Here is a 22,958-nt window from a genome sequence, read left to right on the forward strand (position 1 = left end):
ATGATTGAGCCTAATAACTGGTTGTTTCAACCACATGACGTGTTTAAACGCAGCCCGGTAGTTCCGGTCATGGTCATTAATAAAATTGAACATGCTGTGCCTTTAGCAAAAGCCTTAGTGGCTGGCGGTATTAGTGTACTTGAAGTTACGCTTCGTACACCTTGCGCCCTTGAAGCGATTGCAAAGATTGCTAAAGAAGTACCTGAAGCACTTGTTGGTGCAGGGACTATTTTAAATGAAGCTCAGCTAAACCAAGCGGTTGCTGCTGGTTCACAGTTTATTATCACTCCTGGTGCAACGATTGATTTACTAAAAGCAGCCAAGAAAGGTACTGTGCCATTGATTCCTGGTGTGGCTAGTATTTCTGAGATCATGGTGGGTATGGAGTTGGGTTACACTCACTTCAAGTTTTTCCCAGCAGAAGCTTCTGGTGGCGTCAATGCACTGAAATCATTCTCTGGCCCATTGTCTGATATTCGTTTCTGTCCAACAGGCGGTATTAGCCCTGCGACTTATAAAGATTACTTAGCACTATCAAATGTTGATTGTATTGGCGGTAGCTGGATAGCACCGACTGATGCAGTAGACAACGAAGAGTGGGATCGCATTACCCAACTGTGTAAAGAAGCGCTTGCTGCACTGTAATCTCTTTATTGTGTGATGATTCAAAAACCAGCATCTGCTGGTTTTTTTATATGCATTTACTGGTGTTTTATTAGAAACCGTATAATGTTTAGCACATTGATGAAGCTTACTAAAATACTCATTAATCACTAATCATTTATCATTAATCATTAATCATTAATCATTAATCACTATGATATGTGAGATAAACTTTTCATAGCAGCACCATTCATCGCGATTCCATAAAATGATGATGAATGATTTAACACAAATTTATTGATGGTTTAAGTCGATAACAAAGCAAGTTCATTCATATTAAGAGGTATTCTCCATGCTTTATGATTTAACGGTTGTACAATTTAGTAAAATGCTTAATAACCTAAGTGCAATCCTTGTCAAAGGTGAAGGCTTTGCAGAAGCTAAAAAAATTGAAATGTCGGTGTTACTTAATTCACGTTTAGCGCCTGATCAATTTAACTTAACTCGCCAAGTGCAAATTGCGTGCGATACAGCCAAATTAGCCGTCGCGCGTTTAACTGGCCAAGAAGATAGTGCGCCAAAACATGAAGATAATGAGACGACATTAGCGGAGTTACAAACTCGTATCGCTTCTGTTGTCGATTATTTAGCCACGTTTACAGCCGAAGACTTTGCTGGTGCAGAAACGCGTAAAATTACTCATCGTCGTTGGGAAGATAAATATCTTACTGGGCGTGATTTCGCTTTTGAACATGCCATTCCTAATATTTATTTCCATGTGACCACTACCTATGCAATTTTGCGTCATAATGGTGTTGAAGTGGGCAAAAAAGACTACTTAGGTGCAATGCCATTTAAGTCGTAACCAACAAAACACTTATCCATTGATAGCACCATTTTATATGGCTAGAATAAAACCAGCATTAGCTGGTTTTTTGTTATCTACCTAAAAATGAATCTACCACAGTCAGGTATTTATCTTCAGTCATGACACCTTGGAGCCACAAAGCGGTTAATCGACCTAAGCCTGAAATAGACAATATCGATCCGCCATTAAGCTTGTTATCCCACATTATGTTTCTATCATGATAATAATGTCTTTATAGACCTACAGCATTCAGTGACCGGAGTGAGTATGAAAACAATCGGTATGATAGGTGGTATGAGTTGGGAGTCGACACTCAATTACTACAAAGCCATTAATCAAGGCGTGAAGTCTGCCCTAGGCGGACTGCATTCAGCCAAGATTTGTTTATACAGTGTTGATTTTGCTGAAATAGAAACCCTACAACATAAGGGGTTGTGGAATGACACTGCTATTCACTTATCGACTGCAGCGAAAGCGGTTGAAGCTGGCGGGGCAGATTTTTTGTTGATTTGTACCAATACCATGCACAAAGTGGCTGATGAGATCCAAGCACAAATCTCTATACCCATTTTGCATATTGCTGATGCCACTGCTGAGGTGTTGTTAGCCGATGGGATCAGTAAAGTCGGCCTACTCGGCACGCGCTTTACCATGGAACAGGACTTTTATAAGCAGCGGATAAGCGATAACTATCCCATTGAAGTACTAGTACCTTCATCAGACGAGCAAACATTAATCCATGACGTGATATATCAAGAGTTATGTCTGGGCACGATTAATCCGCAATCACGGCAATGCTATCTTGGTATTATTGATAAATTATATGCACAAGGAGCTGAGGCGGTAATTTTAGGTTGTACTGAAATAGCCTTGCTAGTGCAGCAGCAACATACCCATGTTCCTTTGTATGATACGACTCAAATACATGCCAATAAGGCCGTTATGCTGGCATTATCTCAGTAGACAGTTTTCGAGATAATCAACAGATTGTAAACGACACTTTGCTCCGCTAGCCGTGTTGATTTGAAACAGACTCGTTTTCGGATGCATGTTTAAGACATAAAAAACGCCTTACAATATGGTAAGGCGTAATGTTAAAAGCTTACTGCTTATTATCGAATCGACTAGTCTTTATAAGCTCGGCCATAGAAGCTGTCTAATAACACTTGTTTTAGCTCTTTAATCAACGGGTAACGTGGATTGGCGCCAGTACACTGATCATCAAATGCATCTTCAGCCAGTTCATCCAGTTTGGCGATAAAATCTGCTTCATTAACGCCAGCATCTTGAATTGATGCAGGAATACCAATCGTTGTTTTTAGCTGTTCGATTTTCTCAATCAGTTTTTCAACTTTTTGAGCATCCGTTTTACCGCCTAGCTTTAAATAATCTGCAATGGCCGCATAACGACATAAGGCTTTAGGGCGGTCGTATTGACTAAATGCTGCTTGCTTGGTTGGCATATCTGTCGCGTTAAAGCGGATCACGTTAGAGATTAATAATGCATTAGCCAAACCATGAGCTAAGTGAAACTCAGCACCTAATTTGTGCGCCATTGAGTGACAAACGCCTAAGAATGCATTGGCAAAAGCAATACCGGCTATGGTGGCACCATTATGGACTTTTTCACGAGCAACGGGTGCTTTAGCACCAAATTCATAAGAGTCCGGAAGGTACTTAAATAATAGGTCTAATGCCTGCAGTGCTTGGCCATCACTGTATTCGTTTGCCATCACGCTCACATAAGCTTCTAACGCATGTGTGACAGCATCAATACCACCAAAAGCGGTCAGTGATTTTGGCATGTCCATGACTAAGTTAGGATCGACAATCGCCATGTTCGGCGTTAATTGATAGTCAGCAATAGGGTATTTCTTTCCGGTTACTTCATCGGTTACCACGGCAAAAGGAGTCACTTCTGATCCAGTACCTGAGGTTGTCGGAATGGCAACCATTTGAGCTTTAACGCCCATCTTAGGAAATTTATAAATACGTTTACGAATGTCCATGAAACGCAGCGCTAGATCGGCAAAATCAACTTCAGGATGTTCGTACATAACCCAAATGATTTTAGCAGCATCCATTGGCGAACCACCGCCTAATGCAATAATCACATCAGGTTGGAAGCTTTGCGCAACTTTAGCGCCTTGGCGCACAATGGCTAAGGTTGGGTCAGCTTCTACTTCATAAAAAATTTCGGTTTCAAGCCCCTGTGCTTTCAGAATTTTTAAGGTTTCATTACAGTAACCGTTATTAAATAAAAACTTGTCAGTGATGATCAGCGCGCGTTTTTTATCACTTAACTCTTCAAGTGCTATTGGTAAGCTACCGCGACGGAAATAAATAGATGATGGAAGCTTATGCCACAACATGTTTTCAGCCCTCTTAGCGACCATTTTTTTATTGATTAAGTGACTTGGTCCGACGTTCTCAGAAATTGAATTACCGCCCCATGAACCACAACCTAGTGTTAACGATGGTGCTAGCTTGAAGTTATATAAGTCACCGATACCACCTTGTGAAGCAGGTGTGTTAATCAAAATACGGGCTGTTTTCATTCTAAAACCAAAGGCTTTAACACGCTCATCCTGGGTGTCTTGATTGGTATATAAACCAGATGTATGACCAATACCGCCCAAGGTAACTAAGGCTTCCGCTTTGTCCATTGCCTCATTAAAGTCTTTTGCTTTATACATCCCTAATAACGGAGATAATTTCTCGTGAGCAAAGGCTTCAGCATCATCAATATCAGTCACTTCACCAATAAGCACTTTGGTGGTACTAGGCACTTCAAAACCTGCCATTGCGGCTATCGCAACAGCACTCTGGCCAACGATATCGGCATTAAGGCCACCGTTTTTAAGGATGACACTTTGCATTGCCGCAGTTTCTGCTTTAGACAGAATATGACCACCGTGACTGATAAAACGCTCTTTAACTTGCTTATAAATGCTGTCGACTACAATCACCGCTTGTTCAGAAGCACATACCACACCATTGTCAAAGGTCTTTGACATTAATATAGAGCTTACCGCGCGTTTGATGTCTGCTGTTTCATCGATAACAATGGGTGTATTACCTGCGCCAACACCAATGGCTGGTTTACCTGATGAATACGCTGCTTTAACCATGCCTGGTCCACCGGTGGCTAAAATGAGGTTAACTTTTGCATGAGTCATTAACTGATTAGACAATGCCACGCTTGGTTGGTCAATCCAGCCAATAATATCTTTAGGTGCACCTGCTGCAACTGCGGCATCTAATACAATTTTAGCCGCTGTAGTCGTTGAGTTTTTAGCTCTTGGGTGTGGTGAGAAAATAATGCCATTACGGGTTTTTAAGCTAATAAGCGCTTTAAAAATAGCAGTAGAAGTAGGGTTAGTTGTGGGGACAATACCGCAAATAATTCCGACCGGCTCTGCAATAGTAATGGTACCGAAGGTTAAGTCCTCAGATAAAATACCGCAGGTTTTTTCATCTTTGTATTTGTTATAAATGTATTCAGATGCGAAGTGGTTTTTAATCACTTTATCTTCTAATACACCCATGCCGGTTTCGGTTACGGCCATTTTTGCCAGAGATATGCGTGCATCTGCTGCAGCTAAAGCAGCCGCTCTAAAGATAGTATCGACTTTTTCTTGGCTAAAGTTTGCAAACTCGGCTTGAGCTTTGGCAACGCGCTCAACTAATAAATCAAGCTCTTGTGTATTGGTAACTGTCATAGTGGTTTCCTTTAAAAATATTCAACAAATCAGTTTTGCAAAATATTCTTTGTAAATAAAATTACAACTTTAATGCGCTATTTGCTGTGATGATGACCACAAATGCATAACGGAATGTAATTTTATTACAGTAATAGCTTGTTTTATGAACGCTATATTTTGTTGAATATTTAACTTACGTTTGTCTAGGCATGTAAACATCACCCAAATTGGCATTAATTCATAACTAAGACCTGTTTTTAGCACCAAAGTAATGCATATATTGCGTGTTCATTCTTTATCTTGTCGCTTACCTTTAGTACGATTTTCAACTAAAAAAGCGATAATTTACAATTGTTTTACAATAGAAATAGTCTGTTTTTTGAACTTTTACATTGATGAAATAACAAATTGAATCAACTATGTTGAAAATATTCTATTGAATTTAAATAATATTTTATAATTGGGTTGCGTGTATAAGCAATCGCTAAAGCTTGTTTTGCTTATTTAATTAGAGAATTGTGATTGACATCAATATTTATAAAAGGGAATATGCTCACTGCTAGGGCATATGCTCACTCGTGGTGCGAATGTTTACTCTAGTTAGTGTAATGTGGTCACTTATCCACGTTATTTGAGTTTTGTAGAACTCTACAGAATGTGATGTTGGATTTATTATTGTGGTTTCAGGTTCAGCACGCTGTAAAATATGGTTAGTTATCTGACTTGATCTGGCAAGGCGAGCATATGAACATAAATACACAATTAATAATATTCGACTGCGATGGGGTTGTGATCGACAGTGAGGTGATTAGCGCGAATGTGTTAATCGAAAAACTTGCTCAATTAGGCGCCTGCATTGATATGGCTTTTGTACAACAGCATTTTCTAGGTTGTCAATTTGCTACCGTCGCCGACAAAGTAAAGCGTTTGCTGGCACTGACATTACCTGAACAATTTGAAGCAGAATATCGTCAGCAACTATTGTCTGAGTTTGAGCGTAATTTAACCGTAACAGACGGTATTAGATCGATATTGGCAGATTTGAAAGTACCGTATTGCATAGCAACCAGCAGCAGTTTACCGCGTACAACTAGCGCATTAGAAGTAGTAGGGTTAACGGATGTGTTTGGTTTGAATGTTTTTACGGCCAGCGAAGTCAAACGAGGTAAGCCGGCACCTGATTTGTTTTTGTATGCGGCTAAACGCATGGGGGTCGAGCCACAGCATTGTTTGGTGATTGAAGATAGCTTTTTTGGCGTTAGTGCAGCTGTCGCGGCCAAAATGAAAGTGATTCATTATATTGGCGGTGGTCATATAGTCGATAACGTTAGCGATGAGTTACACCCAGTGTCACAGGCTTACCCAGAGATTGCTGTACTAAGTCATTGGCAACATTTTAATCGTCTAATGCCAGCGTTAATGCGTTGATACTGAATATAAGGGACAACATGGATAACAAGTCGAATTCAGAACTCGCGCGATTAGAGCAAGCGGCAAGAGCTGCGTGGTTATATTACGTCGCGAAGAATACTCAAGATGAAATTGCCCAAAAATTAGAAGTATCAAGACAGTCAGCACAACGTTTAGTCGCATTAGCGGTTAGTGAAGGGTTAATTAAAGTCCGTTTAGATCACCCCATTGGTAAATGTATGGAGTTGGGCCAACAGTTAACCCAAGCTTTTAATTTATTGGAATGCGAAATTGTACCCAGCGATCCTGCTGATGACAGTTCCGTGCACGGTTTAGCGCAATGTGGTGCAGGCGTGTTAGAGCGGTACTTAAAGTCTGAACAACCTAAAACTTTAGCCTTTGGTACCGGACGAGCACTCAAAGCTTGTATCGATGAGTTACCTTCGATGCAATGTCCACAGCATAAAATAGTGTCGTTATTAGGCAACATGATGTTAGACGGTTCTGCATCAGCATTTGATATCGTAGTCAGCATGGCTAATCGAGTGCAGGCTAAGCATTACCCTATGCCATTACCCGTTATTGCGACTTCAGTAGCGGAAAAGCAGTTATTGCATGACTTAGCGCCGGTAAAAAGTATTTTTGAATTAGTTAAACAAGCAGATGCCACTTTTGTTGGTATTGGGCATATGGGCGCAGAGTCACCATTATTGCTCGATGGTTTCATTAATCAGTCACAGTTAACCGAGTTAATTAATGACAATGCCACTGGTGAAATCATCAGTTGGGTGTATAACCAGCAAGGGCAGTTACTCGAGCATTCAATGAATCAATTGGTGATGAGCTCACCGTTGAGAATTGATTCAAATAAACCTGTTTATGGCATTGCTGCTGGTCAACATAAAGTTGATGCAATATTTTCAGCATTGCAAGGTCGCTTAATTAATTCATTGATAACCAATGAATATACAGCTGAAAGAATATTAGCAAAGCTAAAGTAAATGATTAAATAAAATGATGTTTAACATTGAAATTAGATCAATAACGCGTGAATAATTTATAAAAATAATGTGAATATGAATGGGGTTATTATTTCAACTCAATAGAAATAATAAATAGTCAGTAAAGGAAATATAGTATCACTTTATCATCGATTTTTGGTGAGGGTTTTACTTATTCCCTAAATAGGAATATAAAAATAATGACAACAAGTCAACATGAGGCTTCATTCAAACAAATGAATGAAGAGCAGCTGCCTGTAGCTAAAAATAAATTACATGGTTGGAAACACTTTGCAGGTTTATATGCTGGGGAGCATGTTGCCGCGACGGAGTTTGTTATTGGTGCCACTTTTGTTGCTCTAGGTGCCTCAACTATTGATATATTACTTGGACTATTAATTGGTAATCTATTAGCGATGTGTTCGTGGTGGTTATTAACGGCACCTATTGCTGTTGAAACTCGACTCAGTTTATATAATTATTTAAATAAGATTGCCGGCGACTCAATGACCAAGCTCTATAACTGGGCAAATGTCGTTATCTTCTCGGTGATATCCGCAGCGATGATCACTGTATCGTCGACAGCCGTTCGTTTCTTATTCGATATTCCGGCACAATTAAATTGGTACCCTAGCAGTCTATGGTTTGTGATGATTGTATTAGCGGTAGGATCTATCGTCGTTGTCGTCGCCATGTATGGTTTCTCTACCGTGGCTGACTTTTCTAAAATTTGTGCGCCGTGGTTATTTGTTATTTTTATTGCGGGTTCATTTACCTTATTTCCAGTGTTATCAAATCATGTGATTGGCAGTACCACATTAACGGGCTGGCAAGACTTCATGACCATAGGTGACAGCTCAATTTGGACTGGATTAAATGACAAAGGTGAACCCGGTATTGGTTTACTTGAAGTGATAGGCTTTGCGTGGGCAGCTAACTCAATTACTCACTTCGGTTTGATAGACATGGCTATTTTCCGCTTCGCAAAGCGTAAAAGTTATGGTTTGATTTCAGGTGTTGGCATGTTCTTCGGCCACTACTTAGCATGGATCTCTGCTGGTATTATGGGGGCAGGTACTGCTGTACTATTAAAAACTACTATTACTCAACTCGATCCAGGTGATGTTGCTTACCATGCTTTAGGTTTTTCAGGCTTTGTGATTATCATTATCGCTGGTTGGACAACGGCTAACGCGAATTTATACCGTGCAGGCCTAGCCGCGCAGTCAATCTTTGTTAATCAATCTCGTGAACGTACTACCGCCATTGTGGGTTTAGTCACTGTAGTGATAGCGTGTTTCCCATTTGTGTTTTCGCAGATGTTACCGTTACTGACGTATGCAGGTCTATTAGTTGTACCAGTGGGGGGGATTGTATTTGCTGAGCACGTGTTGTTCCCTAAAATTGGCTTAACCCGCTATTGGGCTAAGTATCAAAACCTGTCTAAAAGTACACCGGCAATTGCATCTTGGGCATTAGCGTTAGTATTTGGGTTTGGTTTAAATAGTCTTGATATTATTTCATTCTATTACTTATTTATTCCAACATGGATATTCACCATTATTATTTATACTGTATTAGCTAAAAAATATGGTGCCGATTTAGATTATACAGACGCTATATTATTAGATGAGAAAGAACAGCAACAAATTGCCGAATACCAAGATGAAATGGCTAAAGATGATAAGCCTCATGTTGAAGACTGCAGTCAGTTCACCAAGGTGTTAAATAGCTTTGCGGTTGTTTCTTTAGTGGTTATTAGTGTACTGGCTGCGAAAGTGATGTTTTATAGCCCGACAATGACAATCTATGCAGAGAATAAATCTTTATTTGAAACAGTTTGTTTTGTCTGTACGATAATTTATTTTAGTTGTTCATATGTTGCTCTTAAACGACATAAAAAAATAAACTCGTAATCGCAGTATTAATAACTCAAGGCTAACGGCTGATCTTAATAGCTTAAGGTTAATGATGTTAATAAAACATTAGTCTTGAGTTAGCCGTGTTATTTCATTAGATAACACAATCATCCATATTGTTTAATTATTTTATGAGGCACAATCCACATGGATCATTCTCAAGATTCAAATGTTCAACTGAACACGTTAAACCTACAAAGTTTGTCAACATTACCTGCTAATGTTGATGTGCCGAAATACGATCGTAGCCAGTTAACCGCTGGGATTGTGCATATTGGTGTCGGTGGCTTTCATCGTGCTCATCAAGCAATGTATATCAATGAGTTATTGAAGCAACCTGGTTCTGAGTCTTGGGCGATTTGTGGTGTCGGTTTGTTAGAAGCTAACCGCAGTCTACGTGATGTGTTGGTGAAACAAGACTATCTGTACAGTTTAACGGTACGTCACCCGAATGGTCAGATTGATCATCAAGTGATGGGCTCGATGATTGACTTTTTATTTGCACCAGAAAACAAACAACAGGTCATTGATAAACTGATTCACTCAGACACTAAAATTGTGTCATTGACCATCACAGAAGGCGGTTATAACTTTAATCCTGCAACCGGTGAGTTTGATTTCAACAATCCAGACATAATCCATGATATGGCGAATCCTAATGACCCAATCACCGCGTTTGGCTATTTAACTGCAGCACTGAAACAGCGTAAAGCCAAGGGCATGAAGCCTTTTACCATTCAGTCTTGTGACAACATTCAGCATAACGGCGACATGACCCGTAAAATGCTACTGGCGTTTGTGAATAAAAATGACGCTGGTTTAGGCCAATGGATTGAAACGAATGTAGCGTTTCCAAACGCAATGGTTGACCGTATTACCCCAGTGACAACCAAAGCAGACATCGAATATGTGGCTAACACATTACACATTAACGATGAATGGCCAATCACGTGCGAAGCCTTCACTCAATGGGTCATAGAAGACAACTTTAGTGATGGCCGTCCGGCGTTAGATACCGTTGGTGCACAATTTGTCAGTGACGTGACTCCGTTTGAAAAAATGAAGATCCGTTTGTTAAACGCAGGCCATTCAGTATTAGGTTTATTAGGTTCTATACATGGTTTTGCGACGATTGATGAATCGGTATCTGATCCTTTATTTGCAACATATTTACGTAAATTTATGGACGATGAAGTCACGCCGTTAATTGAGCAACTTGAAGGCATTGATTTAACTCAATACAAAGATACCCTAATTGAACGTTTTTCCAATCCGAACATTAAAGACAGCTTGGCGCGAATTTGTCTCGAAAGCTCAGCCAAGTTACCAAAATTTATCATTGCGTCTATTAATGAAAATATCGAATTAGGCCGTGATACTTCACTGGCCACATTGGTCATTGCTACCTGGTGTTTATACAGTGACAAACGTGTTGATCAGCAAGGGCAAGCGTTAGACATTAACGACCAAATGTCAGCACAGTTACATGAGTTTGCTAGCAGAACAGCACAAGATCCGTTAGCTTTTTTACAGCTAACCGACTTATTTGGTGATCTAAATAATCAAGCAAGCTTTTGTAAAGATTATCGTCAAGCGATTACGGCCTTATATGCACCGGGCAGTGACATTAAATCGATTATGCAAGCAAGATTACAAGCGAAAGGTTAAGCCGTATGAATAGCATATTAATTAATCATAAAGCTAAGGCCGACATTAACATCAGTTGTTTTGGCGAAGTATTGTGGGATTGTTTCCCTGATGGCAAGCGGGTTGGCGGGGCACCTTTAAATGTGTGCGTCAGACTTAATGCCTTGGGCATTAAAGGTTCGATGATCAGTGCCGTTGGCGATGATTTATTAGGTCGCGAGTTACTGAGTTTTATTGACGATCGCGGCGTTAATCGCGACTGTATCGCCATAGATCCCGTTAAAAGCACCAGCACAGTTCAAGTCACTTTAGACAAAAATGGGTCAGCGTCTTATGACATTGTCGCCGATACTGCGTGGGATAATATCGCATTAACGGAAGATATTATTGAGCAAGTTAATCGTGCTGACGTGTTGGTTTTTGGCAGTTTAATTGGTCGCAATGATATGTCTCTCACTACCTTAACCGCCGTAGTTGAATTGGCTTCGTTTTCGGTATTTGACGTTAACTTACGTGCACCGCATTACCAGATTGATAGTGTGGTTAGTTTGATGAAAAAAGCAGATTTTATCAAATTAAATGATGATGAACTGTATGAAATTGCTAAAGCCATGGGCTCGCCATTTAATTCATTAGAACAAAACTTGGATTATATTGCTGAGCAAACCCAAACCAATTATCTGTGTGTTACCAAAGGCAGTCATGGAGCATTACTGAGTGTTGCAGGGCAGAAGTTTTATAATTCAGGTTATTTAGTCAAGGTAGTTGATACCGTCGGCGCCGGAGATTCATTTTTAGGCTCGTTACTGTACCAATTATGCAGTGATAGTAATCCGCAGTATGCGATTGATTTTGCTTGCGCTGTGGGTGCTATGGTTGCTCAGTCTCATGGCGCTACGCCAATGCTCACGTTAAATGAAATACAAGCGTTTATGCACCCGGTATAAATTGATTGGTGTTTTTGTTAGTGAAGTGTGAAGTGTGAAGTGTGAAATTTGGGTTATTTCCCCTTTATATAACCCGTTAGCGCTTGGTTGTTATAACCAAGCGCTTTTTTTATCGAAAATCAACAGAGGTAATAAATGTTATTGCTCGCGACTTAACTCCATAATGCCTGCGGTTTTTGAACCAAATAATTGCTGATGTAAGCGACCGGCAAATTCATCGGTCATCCCAGAAATATAATCAGCAATCACCCGCATTGGATTATTATTGTCATTACGCTCTGCTAACCATCGGTCTCGAGTATTAAGTGGTAACAGACGTTCAGGATCCGAGGCAAACGCTTCAAACAATTCCATCACAATCTGTTGGCCCTTATATTCCAGCATCTGGATTTCAGGTTTACGAATAACATACTTGAAAACTAATTGTTTCAGTACATGTAATGCTGCTGCAAAGTCTGGCTCTAATTCGGCATTATATTTTAATAAGTCTTCGTCAAATTGTGGGTTGGTACTAATGCCAATCGCGGTGACGAAACCGTTGACTAAGGTACCGATAGCATCTTTGCGTAAATGATGTTCATGAGAGAATAGCTTGTCACCAATGTTAGCGATTTCCGATATCAGCCATTGATCTTTGATTTCAGTTAACTGCCCAACCACATCGCGCTGCCACTGATGTTGGTTGACAATTCCCATTACAATAGCATCCTCGAGATCGTGTACCGCATAAGCAATGTCATCTGCCAATTCCATAATCGAGCAATCAAATGACTTATAGCGCGTTTTTAAATGGGGATAATCTACATGTGTATGGCTTTGTTCACTGCTAATAAACAACTGCCTATCCGATTCTGATAATGCCGCTAATACCCAATCAATAATGGGTATATCATCATCAAATAATCCTTTTACCGGTGGCCATTCTGAGGGTTTTAGTTGGCGATGATTGGCTATGTCTGGCCTATTTTGATTGATATACAATTGCGAATACGTTGCTGGGTATTTCATTACCCCAAGTAAAGTACGCCGAGTAAGGTTCATCCCCCATGAAGGGGTATAGGGTTCTAAACGAGTTAAAATTCGAAAGGTTTGGCCGTTGCCTTCAAAGCCACCATGATGGCGCATCATGTAATTTAATGCGACTTCACCGCCGTGGCCAAAAGGTGGATGACCGATGTCGTGAGCCAAACAAATCGATTCAATGAGGCTCATTGAATTGAGTAAATACCTAAGGTCCGGATATTTTCGACGTAGTTGAGCAGTAATGCCAGTACCAATTTGTGACACTTCTAATGAATGTGTTAGCCGAGTACGATAAAAGTCATTCATGCCAACGCCAAGCACTTGTGTTTTGGCTTGAAGCCGACGAAATGCTGCTGAATGCAGAATACGTGCGCGGTCACGCTGATATGGGCTGCGATGATCATTACGGCGCTGTTTATCTTCACCGAGTAAACGTTGCTGCCAACGACTGTTCTGTTCTGTATTACTGGACTCGATGGTGTTATCAGGCATAAAATTCCTTTACAACATTTGATTAATTTCGTCTAAATTCAATGTAAAACTTGGAATAAAACAATCACGGAAATAACCTACGGCAGGGTTAGGGTTGTCGTCTAACATTTGTTCTAAACGTTTACGGGCACTATTAAATTCACTGTTACCGGCTTTTTGTTCTTCTAAGCACTTTAAATATGCGCAGAGAGTATCAGCTGCTTTCACAATGGCTTTGTATTGTGGATCCGCTGCTTCACTGATAAACAGGCTGCGGTAATCGTCTTTAAATTCATCTGGTACCATTTCTAACATTCTCTGTTCAGCTATGGCTTCAATCTTTTTATATTCGGCTTCGATTTCTTTATTAAAGTATTTTACTGGTGTGGGTAAATCGCCAGTTAAAATTTCGCTAGCATCATGATAGATGGCAATGGTTGCCGCTTTATTGGCGTCTAAGTCGGTAGCGAATTTTTTATTGCTGATAATCACTAAAGCGTGAGCGACCATCGCCACTTGTAGTGAATGCTCTTGAACGTTTTCGCGGCGCACGTTATGCATTAACGGCCAACGTTGGATCAGTTTCATCCGAGATAAATGGGCAAATAAATGACTCATGAGACTCCTTACTGCGCTCAATAGTTTGTCTCAGCTTACAGGAGCTTATCAATAAAAAAAAGCGACTGTTCAGTCGCTTAGTGTTTTATTGAACAGATATCTCGTTAAGGTGCTATTGGCGATAGTCTTCCAAGAAATCACCAAACTCGGTGAGTGCTTTAGCCAAGTCTTCTTTATAGGGTAAAAAAACCACTCTAAGGTGATCTGGCTCAGGCCAGTTAAAGGCAGTTCCTTGTACTAACAGAATTTTTTTGGTTTTTAACAAATCAAGCACCAAACGTTCATCATCACGTAAATTAAACTTCTTCATGTCTAATTTCGGGAATGCGTACAAGGCACCTTTAGGTTTTTTACAGCTGACCCCAGGAATTTGATTAAGCAATTCGTACACCGCATCGCGTTGTATGGTTAAGCGGCCGTTAGGTAATATCAGCTCATTAATTGACTGATAACCGCCTAATGCGGTTTGAATAGCATGTTGATTGGGTACATTGGCACACAGACGCATAGACGCCAGCATTTCTAGGCCTTCAATGTAACTTTTGGCAGCTTTTAAATTACCCGATAACATCATCCAACCCACACGGAAACCTGCGGCGCGATAGGCTTTAGATAAGCCATTAAAGGTGATAGTCAGAATGTCATCAGATAAACCAGCGGCAGGGATGTGCTTGGCCTCGTCGTATAAAATTTTATCGTAAATTTCATCGGCGAATAATATCAAATCGTGTTGACGACATAGCTCAACAACCTCTAGCAGCAATTCTTTACTGTAAACCGCACCGGTAGGGTTGTTTGGGTTGATCATCACAATCGCACGTGTGCGGCTGCTGATTTTACTCTTTATGTCATCTAAATCAGGAAACCAATCGGCTTCTTCATCGCAGCGATAATGTACTGCTTTACCACCAGCGAGGTTTGCCGCTGCAGTCCATAATGGATAATCAGGTGATGGGATCAGTACTTCATCATCGGTGTTAAGCAGCCCTTGCATGGCCATTACGATCAATTCAGAGACACCATTGCCTATGTAGATATCTTCAATATCGACGCCAAAAATACCTTGAGCTTGGTAATGCTGCACAATGGCTTTACGCGCAGAGAATAAGCCTTTTGACTCGCAGTAACCTTGGGCACTGGGTAAGTTTAAAATAACGTCTCGAACGATTTCTTCTGGGGCTTCAAATCCAAAGGGGGCAGGGTTGCCGATATTAAGCTTTAAAATACGATGACCTTCGTCTTCTAACCGACGGGCCTCTTTATGTACTGGTCCGCGGATGTCATAACAAACGGAATCAAGCTTATTGGATTTGATAATGGGTCGCATACTACTACTCTCGATAACTAAATACGGCTTAAGTTAGCGAACCATAACGAATTTATTGGCATTGTGAAAGAGGCAAACAAGCAAAATGAATAATAATATTAGTGTTAAATGCTGATTCTGTCAGTAAATTAGCTATCGCTTCAGTGTTAAATGCTGTTTTTAGGTTGTGAATCAGTATGTGTATAGTGTTTGACAACAAAAAAGCCAGCACTTAGTGCTGGCTTTTGCTGAGTTGACTTGTGTTATTACTATTTTACTAATAACTCAAATTAACTGACGTTTAAACGCGCTTCTTGAACTCGCCTGTACGAGTATCTATTTCAATCTTGTCACCGACTTTAACAAAATCAGCAACGGTAACAGTACCACCACCAGTAATGGTAGCTGGCTTCATTACTTTGCCTGAAGTGTCACCACGAGCAGAAGGCTCGGTGTAGATAACTTCACGGACAATGTGAACGGGTAATTCAACAGAAATAGCCTTGCCTTCATAGAAGGTGACTTGGCAAACGTCTTCCATACCATCAATGATATAGTCAGCAGCATCACCTAAGTTGTCAGCTTCTACATCATACTGGTTGTATTCTTCATCCATGAATACATACATAGGGTCAGCGAAGTATGAGTAAGTACAATCAAGACGTTCTAGAATGATATCGTCTAATTTGTCTTCACCTTTGAAGGTTTGTTCAGTGCCAGAATCTAGCAATACGTTCTTTAATTTTAACTTAACGATTGCAGCGTTACGGCCAGAACGAGTTGTTTCAGTCTTCTGAACAACCCATGGGCTGCCATCTAACATGATCACGTTACCAGGACGGATTTCATGAGCAGTTTTCATTTCACTATTTCCTATATATTTAGACTTTTTTTATTTATAGAGCAGTATCTTAGCTATTTTTAACGAATTGAACTAGTCGACTCGCAAGATCTGCTTCATTTAACGCGTTAATTGGCCATTCAATAGCATGTTGCATTAAAGACAAATTAACAGAATGTAATTGTTGCCAGTGCATTACTACCGCGTTTGTATTCCCCTGGTTGAAGGCCAAATTCACCTCAGACCAAGTGGTAGCAATTTCTGGAGCAAGATTATCGCAGTAAATTTGCATAAAAGCTTGTAATTTTACCAAGTGATAATCATCTTCTTGAGGATAAATGTGCCATATGAAGGGTTTTGCAGCCCATTGAGCACGTAAAAACGAATCTTCACCCCGCACAATATTAAAATCACAGCTCCATAGCAAGCGATCAAAAGCATTTTGATCAGTCATGGGTAATATATGTAGGGTTAAGTTACCTATTGTAAATTGTTGACCGGGCATCAAATCTTTAATGTCACAGGGCAATATGCTCGTTAAGCTATGTAAACTACGTCCTTTAGGGATTAGTGCATGAATTGGGCTTGGCGATGTTTGCCATAATTCACACAAAGCAGCTAAGGCTGGCGTTTCATAACTAAAGACACTGATAACCGTGTCTTTAGCATCTATTCCCTGTAACCCCAGTTTGTTGAACAATGCTAATTTATGTTTTGAGTCAGCTTGCCATTCGTCACGTTGATTAAATAATTCCCGCTCACAGATAAGCCCGCCTGTCTTAGGGGTAAAACCAGGAAAATAGAACCACTTTTTAACCCCACTAGGCTGTGAAGAGGGCAACCCGTGACAACCCTCTACCCAATCTTCAGCACTGAGATATTCAAGGTTTAACCATGTAGGGGCTCGAGAAAGAGGGTGTTGATGTAATTGATTTATTGTGGATTTTATTTGTGATGGTAATTCACAGGCAAATGCTTCAATAACGACATTGCCAGCAATAAACTCTATATCTATTGGGTTATTCCATTGAAATATATTCACACCATTGAATATTTGCTTCGATTTATGTGGATCTAGCATGGGTAATATATGCGAAAAACTCAGTAAGTCATCGACCCATAAATTGATGGGAATATCATATTCAGCCACCAGTTGCTTAGCCAAACGCCAGGTGACACCTATGTCACCATAGTTATCGACCACGACACAAAAAATATCCCAATGAGGGTATAATGGGTTGAAATTATTAACTGACATATTGGTGGTTACTTAACCGTTAAACCAAACTATAGACATAAAAAAGCGGCAATAAAGCCGCTTTCAATCACAAAACTAATCTGATGATGTGGGTTAGTCTTCTAACTCAGCTAGACACATTTCTTCATAAACTAGCTTCACCCAGCCGTCAACACGTTCTTCAGTTAGCTCAGGTTGACGATCTTCATCAATCCCTAAACCGACAAAGTGCTTGTCGTCTGCCATGCCCTTAGAGGCTTCGAAATTGTAGCTTTCAGATGGCCAATTACCAATGATAATACCGCCTCGAGCTTCAACGATGTCACGTATCATGCCCATCGCATCAAGGAAATATTCAGCATAATCTTCTTGGTCACCACAACCAAAAATAGCGACTAGCTTATCGGTAAAGTCAATTTGCTCAAGCTCTGGGAAAAAGTCATCCCAATCACACTGTGCTTCGCCGTAATACCATGTTGGAATACCAAACATAAGCAAATCGTATTCAGCAATTTGCTCCTTGGTACTCTTTGCGATGTCTTTAACATCGAGCATGCTTTTACCCAGTTTTTTCTGGATCATTTTGGCTACAGCTTCGGTGTTGCCAGTGTCGCTACCGAAAAAAAGACCTACAGTTGCCATTGTCTATCCTTTAAATATCTAGTTCGCGTTGTGCGATGTTCTAAAAACGTCTCAGTTGTCGAGTTGCTGTTGCAGAATAAATTCGATTAACTGGCTACGGCTGATGTTACTGTTCAAAGCTTGTTGGTTCAAGGCGTCATACAAATCTTGTGACACCTTTAACTCTATTCGCTTTAAACCGTTAGCGCGATCGCGCTGAATTTGGTTACGTTTATTGATCTTTAATTGCTGCTCCCGAGAAAGAGGGTTACTTCTCGGACGCCCACGGCGAGTTTCAGCGGCAAAAAGGTCAATAGTCGTTCTATCTGTTGTTTCTTTTGCCATTGTACTCTTTAACCGATCCCAGAGCCTTCCCAGGTCATCTGAATGATACCTTTTGCAATAAACCCGGCGCAGCCGAGGAATAACACTGCCCAAACAATATATCGACCAAATTTAGGGACTTCACCTTGTTTAAGCACATCATGGATAGCCATGCCGATAAAAAAGAATATCGATGCAAAAAACAAGTTCAAGCCTACTGCTTCAATTTGTTCCATGTATTGGTTTAACATACTTCTACCTTCGCTATTGAGTGTCTGGCGAAAAGAGGGCGCGAATATATCACATCACGATACAATCGGCTATGTTCAAAAAGGTAAATATTAAAAATTTACCCTTGGTTTTGTTCAATAAACTCAGACACGATGCGATTAAAGATCTCAGGCTTTTGTGCATGTAACCAATGGCCTGTACCGTTCAATGTTTTTGCACTGGCATGTGGAAATTGACGCATGATTTCATCACGATGCTCAGCAGTGACATAATTTGACTCACCGCCACGGATAAATAGTGCTGGTTTATCAAAATGATCGTTATCGGTTAAAGGCAAATTCCAACCTATAATACGGTCGTAAGATTCGATTAGCCCAGTTAAATTCATTTTCCACTCAAAGCCGCTGTCTGTGCGTTGTAGATTCTTGAGTAAGAATTGAGATGTCGGCTCATCAATACCGGCGTTGATTAAGTGTGCTATGGCCGACTTTCGAGTGGTATCGCTGTTTAATACTAAACTGGTTAAGCCTGCAAATACGGTTTGATGTCTTGGGCTGTATGCTACCGGCGCGATATCTGCAATCACTAAGCTTTTGACACGTTCAGGGTGTAAAAGTGCCATTGCCATCGCAATTTTTCCGCCCATAGAATGGCCGACCACATGGGCTTGTTCAATCTGCAAATCATCGAGTACATCAATCATGGCATCAGCCAGTTGAGAGTAATCCATGTTGTCCCAATGCTCGCTTAAGCCATGATTAGGTACATCAACCCTTATGACTTGATGTTGTTGCTCAAGCACACTGGCGAGGTTTTTTAGATTATCAAGATTACCAAACAGCCCATGAATAAGCAGGACGGCTTCACCTTGACCAGAAGATACATAATGCATAATTTAATAAACTCATTGGACATTTAATGCGGAAGATTCTGCTGCAATGAGCCGGTCAAATCAAGTTTTGCTGACACATGTTGCCATAGTTGCTGATATTTTAAACTGCTTTCAAAAAAATATGAGTAATATAGGCCATTAAATGATTTTGTCACTTTATTAGTAGGTTAAGCATGGCTTACACTGAAGCAATATTTTTTTGATCGCATTATTATTAATTCGATCTGCGATCCCGACTTAATCTGATGCCAATGTAATCTTGGCAACAGTAATAGACTGATAGAAAAAGGATGACTCTGATGAAATACATTGAAATTGACGAAGAACTTTATCGCTTTATTGCCAGTAAAACTGAACGCATCGGCGAAAGCGCTTCCGATATTTTGCGTCGTTTATTGAACTTGTCAGTCGAAAATGTCGATATAAGCTTACCCACAGACATTAGTCATCCAAGTTTAGAGTCGCAATCGCCAGTAAATCGTCATCCAGTTTTTGATCAAGCCAAAGCAGCTGTTGAAAAAGTGATCGCTGAGCAAAAGAGTGCCATTCAGCACGTTCCATTAGACGAAGACATTGCAACGTCAACAACTATTGATTTTGATGCCATTGTAAGCCAACACTTATTAAGTCAGCAGAAAGGTGCCGTTGGGCGTTTTATGCATTTATTATCCAGCCTTGAATCCACTGCTCGTAGTGACTTTGACAAAGTGCTTAATGTGCAAGGCAAAGGACGTTTGTATTTTGCCCGCTCTAAACAGGCGTTATTAACGTCAAGTAAATCTTCTAATCCAAAAGAAATCGCATCAAGTGGATTTTGGGTCACCACCAATAACAATACCGCCAAAAAACAAACTATTCTAACAGAGGTATTGGAACATTTAGGTTGTGACAGTGAAAGAGCGAAGAGCATCGCCGAACACATTTAACCTTTGAGTTTTGTCGAAGATTCATTTTTTATTTACTAACTAGGAGACCACTCGTGGCCATTCATCAACGCGCAGGACAGCAAGCTTTACAAACGGATTTAGTGAATATTCCTAAATTGATGAGTCATTATTATCGCATTATTCCTAATGTGGAAGACGTGCAACAAAAAGTGACATTTGGTACATCGGGTCATCGAGGCAGTGCGTTTTCATCGAGTTTCAATCAAAACCACATTTGGGCTATCACCCAAGCAGTTGTCGATTATCGTCATTCCGCCAATATAAGCGGGCCAATGATTGTGGGTTTTGACACCCATGCATTGTCTTATGCAGCATTTATGTCGGTGGTCGAAGTATTAACTGCAAACCAAGTTAAAATGCTAATTCAACAGCATGATGGTTTTACCCCAACACCAGTGGTGTCTCAAGCGATTGTTCGTGCAAATTCGTCAGCACCTGCTGCGTTAATCGATGGGTTAATTATTACTCCTTCGCACAATCCTCCACAAGATGGTGGCATTAAGTACAATCCACCTCATGGCGGTCCTGCTGAAGGTGAAATTACTAAAATCATCGAAACAAAAGCCAATGAATATCTTGCCAATCAACTCTCAGGGGTTAAAAAAGTTAATTACGGTGTCGCGGTTAAGTCGGGTTGGATTGATGAAGTCGATTTTATTGCACCTTATGTTGAATCTCTTGCTGAAGTCATTAATATGGAGGCGATTAAAAAAGCCAACATTCGTATAGGTGTTGATCCTTTAGGTGGGTCGGGTATTTACTACTGGGAGCAAATTGCCGCTCACTATGGTGTAGATATTACCTTAGTCAATGATAAAGTTGATCCCACATTTGGCTTTATGCCATTAGATAAAGACGGCAAAATTCGGATGGATTGCTCGTCTCCTTATGCCATGGCAGGTTTGTTAGCGTACAGCGAAGATTATGATTTGTGCGTCGGTAATGACCCGGATTATGACCGTCACGGTATTGTGTGCCCTGGCTTTGGACTGATGAACCCTAACCATTATTTGGCGGTGGCGATAGACTATTTAATGACTCATCGTCCACAATGGGCTGAGTCACTCGCAGTGGGTAAAACCTTAGTGTCAAGTGCAATGATTGATCGTGTTTGTAATGCGTTAGGTCGACAATGCTTAGAAGTGCCTGTGGGCTTTAAATGGTTTGTTGATGGCTTAGCAAATAGCACCATTGCATTTGGTGGCGAAGAAAGTGCTGGTGCAGCGTTTTTAAAACGTGATGGCAGTACCTGGTGTACTGATAAAGACGGCTTTATCTTAGCATTACTAGCGGCTGAGATTTTAGCCGTAACAGGCAAAACACCTGCACAACGCTATAAAGAGTTAACCGATCAATTTGGTGAAAGTTTTTACACTCGTATCGATAGCCCAATTAGTCTTAAGAAAAAAGCTAAGTTTGAACAGTTAAATCGTGACAGCTTTACCGACACAGAATTAGCGGGTGAGGCGATTACAGCAATATTAAGTCATGCGCCTGGTAATAATGCGGCGATTGGCGGGATTAAAGTCACTACCGAAAATGGCTGGTTTGCTGCGCGTCCATCAGGTACTGAAGCCTTGTTTAAAATCTACGCCGAAAGCTTTATTAGTCAGCAGCATTTGGATGACATTATTACTCAAGCACAGACTATGATTGATCAAGCTTTGAAAGGCTAAGTTAACTGTTAGTTGTTTAATAAAAATAAAAAGCACTGATTTTCAGTGTTTTTTTTTGCTTCTATTGATGCGAGTTTTGTCAGTATGGCTTAACTGTTCGTTGTTAATAATTAATGTTAAGTCATTTCAAGGAAGATATTAATGAATAAATATATGTCACTACTTTTTTTACCGGCGATTATTTTATCGGGTTGCCAAACTCAAACTCAAACTCAAACTCAAACTCAAACTCAAACTCAAACTCAAACCGTTCAAGTACCTCAAGCCGTGTTTAATACAAAGGTAATCACTATTGAAAATTCTCAACTCAATCAATATTGGTCATTGGAGCAGATTAAACCTGTAATGTTAAACAAACGTCCTGATTGGTTACCAAGAGGTGCAGGTAAGGGCGAATATTATATTACGATTGACTCAAACGGTAACGAAGTCAGCAAAGCGCTTATTAGCTCGCAGCCAGAGGGCTGGATGACGCAAGCATTAGTCAATAAGATGCCAAAACAGCAGTATGTGCCAGCGGCATCGAATATTAAGCGAGTACCAATGAAAGTGAAAATGGATTTTGAAGTAAAGCGTATGAATTGATCTTGAGAATACTTAACCTGTATTGAGCAATTTAACCAAATATAATTCGAGGGCAGAATAATACATTCCGCCCTCGATATTATTTTA

General features: G+C 40.3%; 22 protein-coding genes. 11 read left to right on the forward strand and 11 right to left on the reverse strand.

What is annotated here, in order from left to right; translation table 11 throughout:
• Positions 1 to 645 (forward strand): bifunctional 4-hydroxy-2-oxoglutarate aldolase/2-dehydro-3-deoxy-phosphogluconate aldolase, encoded by a 645-nt coding sequence (locus GUY17_RS09930; RefSeq protein ID WP_162023033.1) that lies wholly within the window; start codon positions 1 to 3, stop codon positions 643 to 645.
• Between the two features lie 310 nt (positions 646 to 955).
• Positions 956 to 1,468: a DUF1993 family protein gene (locus GUY17_RS09935; protein WP_162023034.1), complete on the forward strand. Its 513-nt coding sequence runs from the start codon at positions 956 to 958 to the stop codon at positions 1,466 to 1,468.
• 73 nt (positions 1,469 to 1,541) lie between these two features.
• On the opposite strand, the gene GUY17_RS21295 is transcribed toward GUY17_RS09935, so the two are convergent.
• Positions 1,542 to 1,676, reverse strand: coding sequence for a hypothetical protein (locus GUY17_RS21295; RefSeq protein WP_302476625.1), 135 nt, complete (start codon positions 1,674 to 1,676; stop codon positions 1,542 to 1,544).
• Positions 1,677 to 1,738: 62 nt separating this feature from the next.
• Between GUY17_RS21295 and GUY17_RS09940 the strand changes: the two genes are divergently transcribed.
• Positions 1,739 to 2,434 (forward strand): aspartate/glutamate racemase family protein, encoded by a 696-nt coding sequence (locus tag GUY17_RS09940; RefSeq protein WP_162023035.1) that lies wholly within the window; start codon positions 1,739 to 1,741, stop codon positions 2,432 to 2,434.
• A gap of 161 nt (positions 2,435 to 2,595) precedes the next feature.
• Here the strand turns inward: GUY17_RS09940 and adhE are convergent, their stop codons facing one another.
• Positions 2,596 to 5,193, reverse strand: coding sequence for a bifunctional acetaldehyde-CoA/alcohol dehydrogenase (gene adhE, locus GUY17_RS09945; RefSeq protein ID WP_101088386.1), 2,598 nt, complete (start codon positions 5,191 to 5,193; stop codon positions 2,596 to 2,598).
• Positions 5,194 to 5,919: 726 nt separating this feature from the next.
• Here adhE and GUY17_RS09950 point away from each other — a divergent pair.
• The 5 genes from GUY17_RS09950 (at position 5,920) to GUY17_RS09970 (ending at position 12,099) form a co-directional block, all read left to right on the forward strand.
• Positions 5,920 to 6,603: an HAD family phosphatase gene (locus GUY17_RS09950; protein WP_101088385.1), complete on the forward strand. Its 684-nt coding sequence runs from the start codon at positions 5,920 to 5,922 to the stop codon at positions 6,601 to 6,603.
• Between the two features lie 20 nt (positions 6,604 to 6,623).
• The gene (locus GUY17_RS09955) at positions 6,624 to 7,586 is read left to right on the forward strand and encodes a sugar-binding transcriptional regulator (protein WP_101088384.1); all 963 of its coding nucleotides are present in this window, start codon (positions 6,624 to 6,626) and stop codon (positions 7,584 to 7,586) included.
• A 200-nt stretch (positions 7,587 to 7,786) separates the two neighbouring features.
• Positions 7,787 to 9,502, forward strand: a complete 1,716-nt coding sequence (locus tag GUY17_RS09960) for a cytosine permease (protein ID WP_162023036.1) — start codon at positions 7,787 to 7,789, stop codon at positions 9,500 to 9,502.
• A 150-nt stretch (positions 9,503 to 9,652) separates the two neighbouring features.
• Positions 9,653 to 11,173, forward strand: a complete 1,521-nt coding sequence (locus GUY17_RS09965) for a mannitol dehydrogenase family protein (RefSeq protein ID WP_162023037.1) — start codon at positions 9,653 to 9,655, stop codon at positions 11,171 to 11,173.
• Between the two features lie 5 nt (positions 11,174 to 11,178).
• Positions 11,179 to 12,099 carry a carbohydrate kinase gene (locus GUY17_RS09970; RefSeq protein ID WP_162023038.1) on the forward strand — a complete coding sequence of 307 codons (921 nt, stop codon included), beginning with the start codon at positions 11,179 to 11,181 and terminating at the stop codon, positions 12,097 to 12,099.
• A 138-nt stretch (positions 12,100 to 12,237) separates the two neighbouring features.
• Here the strand turns inward: GUY17_RS09970 and GUY17_RS09975 are convergent, their stop codons facing one another.
• The 9 genes from GUY17_RS09975 to GUY17_RS10015 all read right to left on the reverse strand — a co-directional run bounded on the left by GUY17_RS09975 (position 12,238) and on the right by GUY17_RS10015 (position 19,663).
• The gene (locus GUY17_RS09975) at positions 12,238 to 13,614 is read right to left on the reverse strand and encodes an anti-phage deoxyguanosine triphosphatase (RefSeq protein ID WP_162023039.1); all 1,377 of its coding nucleotides are present in this window, start codon (positions 13,612 to 13,614) and stop codon (positions 12,238 to 12,240) included.
• A gap of 9 nt (positions 13,615 to 13,623) precedes the next feature.
• On the reverse strand, positions 13,624 to 14,211 hold the full coding sequence (gene yfbR / locus GUY17_RS09980) for a 5'-deoxynucleotidase (RefSeq protein WP_162023040.1): 588 nt from the start codon (positions 14,209 to 14,211) through the stop codon (positions 13,624 to 13,626).
• A 112-nt stretch (positions 14,212 to 14,323) separates the two neighbouring features.
• Positions 14,324 to 15,538 carry a pyridoxal phosphate-dependent aminotransferase gene (locus tag GUY17_RS09985; protein ID WP_101088378.1) on the reverse strand — a complete coding sequence of 405 codons (1,215 nt, stop codon included), beginning with the start codon at positions 15,536 to 15,538 and terminating at the stop codon, positions 14,324 to 14,326.
• Positions 15,539 to 15,818: 280 nt separating this feature from the next.
• On the reverse strand, positions 15,819 to 16,379 hold the full coding sequence (gene efp / locus GUY17_RS09990; protein WP_011637369.1) for an elongation factor P: 561 nt from the start codon (positions 16,377 to 16,379) through the stop codon (positions 15,819 to 15,821).
• 49 nt (positions 16,380 to 16,428) lie between these two features.
• Positions 16,429 to 17,616: an elongation factor P maturation arginine rhamnosyltransferase EarP gene (gene earP, locus GUY17_RS09995; RefSeq protein WP_101088377.1), complete on the reverse strand. Its 1,188-nt coding sequence runs from the start codon at positions 17,614 to 17,616 to the stop codon at positions 16,429 to 16,431.
• Positions 17,617 to 17,709: 93 nt separating this feature from the next.
• Entirely contained in the window at positions 17,710 to 18,237 is a 528-nt protein-coding gene (gene fldA / locus GUY17_RS10000; protein WP_101088376.1) for a flavodoxin FldA, read from the reverse strand.
• A gap of 51 nt (positions 18,238 to 18,288) precedes the next feature.
• Entirely contained in the window at positions 18,289 to 18,561 is a 273-nt protein-coding gene (gene ybfE / locus GUY17_RS10005; RefSeq protein WP_011637372.1) for a LexA regulated protein, read from the reverse strand.
• An 8-nt stretch (positions 18,562 to 18,569) separates the two neighbouring features.
• Positions 18,570 to 18,791: a DUF2788 domain-containing protein gene (locus tag GUY17_RS10010; RefSeq protein ID WP_059744892.1), complete on the reverse strand. Its 222-nt coding sequence runs from the start codon at positions 18,789 to 18,791 to the stop codon at positions 18,570 to 18,572.
• A gap of 98 nt (positions 18,792 to 18,889) precedes the next feature.
• Complete coding sequence (locus GUY17_RS10015; RefSeq protein ID WP_101088375.1) at positions 18,890 to 19,663, reverse strand: alpha/beta fold hydrolase; 774 nt, start codon at positions 19,661 to 19,663, stop codon at positions 18,890 to 18,892.
• 299 nt (positions 19,664 to 19,962) lie between these two features.
• Between GUY17_RS10015 and seqA the strand changes: the two genes are divergently transcribed.
• From seqA to GUY17_RS10030, 3 genes are all read left to right on the forward strand, one after another.
• Complete coding sequence (gene seqA / locus GUY17_RS10020) at positions 19,963 to 20,589, forward strand: replication initiation negative regulator SeqA (RefSeq protein ID WP_101088374.1); 627 nt, start codon at positions 19,963 to 19,965, stop codon at positions 20,587 to 20,589.
• A gap of 53 nt (positions 20,590 to 20,642) precedes the next feature.
• The gene (gene pgm / locus GUY17_RS10025) at positions 20,643 to 22,286 is read left to right on the forward strand and encodes a phosphoglucomutase (alpha-D-glucose-1,6-bisphosphate-dependent) (RefSeq protein ID WP_162023041.1); all 1,644 of its coding nucleotides are present in this window, start codon (positions 20,643 to 20,645) and stop codon (positions 22,284 to 22,286) included.
• Between the two features lie 141 nt (positions 22,287 to 22,427).
• Positions 22,428 to 22,871, forward strand: coding sequence for a hypothetical protein (locus tag GUY17_RS10030; RefSeq protein ID WP_162023042.1), 444 nt, complete (start codon positions 22,428 to 22,430; stop codon positions 22,869 to 22,871).
• The last annotated feature ends 87 nt before the right edge of the window (positions 22,872 to 22,958 follow it).

It is taken from the genome of Shewanella sp. Arc9-LZ (genome assembly GCF_010092445.1).
Taxonomy (GTDB): Bacteria; Pseudomonadota; Gammaproteobacteria; order Enterobacterales; family Shewanellaceae; genus Shewanella.

Bases quoted from the DNA above. Each gene is read 5' to 3' on its own strand.
- GUY17_RS09930 (WP_162023033.1), top strand. From the start codon at position 1: ATGATTGAGCCTAATAACTGGTTGTTTCAACCACATGACGTGTTTAAA.
- GUY17_RS09935 (WP_162023034.1), top strand. From the start codon at position 956: ATGCTTTATGATTTAACGGTTGTACAATTTAGTAAAATGCTTAATAAC.
- GUY17_RS21295 (WP_302476625.1), bottom strand. From the start codon at position 1,676: ATGTGGGATAACAAGCTTAATGGCGGATCGATATTGTCTATTTCAGGC.
- GUY17_RS09940 (WP_162023035.1), top strand. From the start codon at position 1,739: ATGAAAACAATCGGTATGATAGGTGGTATGAGTTGGGAGTCGACACTC.
- adhE (WP_101088386.1), bottom strand. From the start codon at position 5,193: ATGACAGTTACCAATACACAAGAGCTTGATTTATTAGTTGAGCGCGTT.
- GUY17_RS09950 (WP_101088385.1), top strand. From the start codon at position 5,920: ATGAACATAAATACACAATTAATAATATTCGACTGCGATGGGGTTGTG.
- GUY17_RS09955 (WP_101088384.1), top strand. From the start codon at position 6,624: ATGGATAACAAGTCGAATTCAGAACTCGCGCGATTAGAGCAAGCGGCA.
- GUY17_RS09960 (WP_162023036.1), top strand. From the start codon at position 7,787: ATGACAACAAGTCAACATGAGGCTTCATTCAAACAAATGAATGAAGAG.
- GUY17_RS09965 (WP_162023037.1), top strand. From the start codon at position 9,653: ATGGATCATTCTCAAGATTCAAATGTTCAACTGAACACGTTAAACCTA.
- GUY17_RS09970 (WP_162023038.1), top strand. From the start codon at position 11,179: ATGAATAGCATATTAATTAATCATAAAGCTAAGGCCGACATTAACATC.
- GUY17_RS09975 (WP_162023039.1), bottom strand. From the start codon at position 13,614: ATGCCTGATAACACCATCGAGTCCAGTAATACAGAACAGAACAGTCGT.
- yfbR (WP_162023040.1), bottom strand. From the start codon at position 14,211: ATGAGTCATTTATTTGCCCATTTATCTCGGATGAAACTGATCCAACGT.
- GUY17_RS09985 (WP_101088378.1), bottom strand. From the start codon at position 15,538: ATGCGACCCATTATCAAATCCAATAAGCTTGATTCCGTTTGTTATGAC.
- efp (WP_011637369.1), bottom strand. From the start codon at position 16,379: ATGAAAACTGCTCATGAAATCCGTCCTGGTAACGTGATCATGTTAGAT.
- earP (WP_101088377.1), bottom strand. From the start codon at position 17,616: ATGTCAGTTAATAATTTCAACCCATTATACCCTCATTGGGATATTTTT.
- fldA (WP_101088376.1), bottom strand. From the start codon at position 18,237: ATGGCAACTGTAGGTCTTTTTTTCGGTAGCGACACTGGCAACACCGAA.
- ybfE (WP_011637372.1), bottom strand. From the start codon at position 18,561: ATGGCAAAAGAAACAACAGATAGAACGACTATTGACCTTTTTGCCGCT.
- GUY17_RS10010 (WP_059744892.1), bottom strand. From the start codon at position 18,791: ATGTTAAACCAATACATGGAACAAATTGAAGCAGTAGGCTTGAACTTG.
- GUY17_RS10015 (WP_101088375.1), bottom strand. From the start codon at position 19,663: ATGCATTATGTATCTTCTGGTCAAGGTGAAGCCGTCCTGCTTATTCAT.
- seqA (WP_101088374.1), top strand. From the start codon at position 19,963: ATGAAATACATTGAAATTGACGAAGAACTTTATCGCTTTATTGCCAGT.
- GUY17_RS10030 (WP_162023042.1), top strand. From the start codon at position 22,428: ATGAATAAATATATGTCACTACTTTTTTTACCGGCGATTATTTTATCG.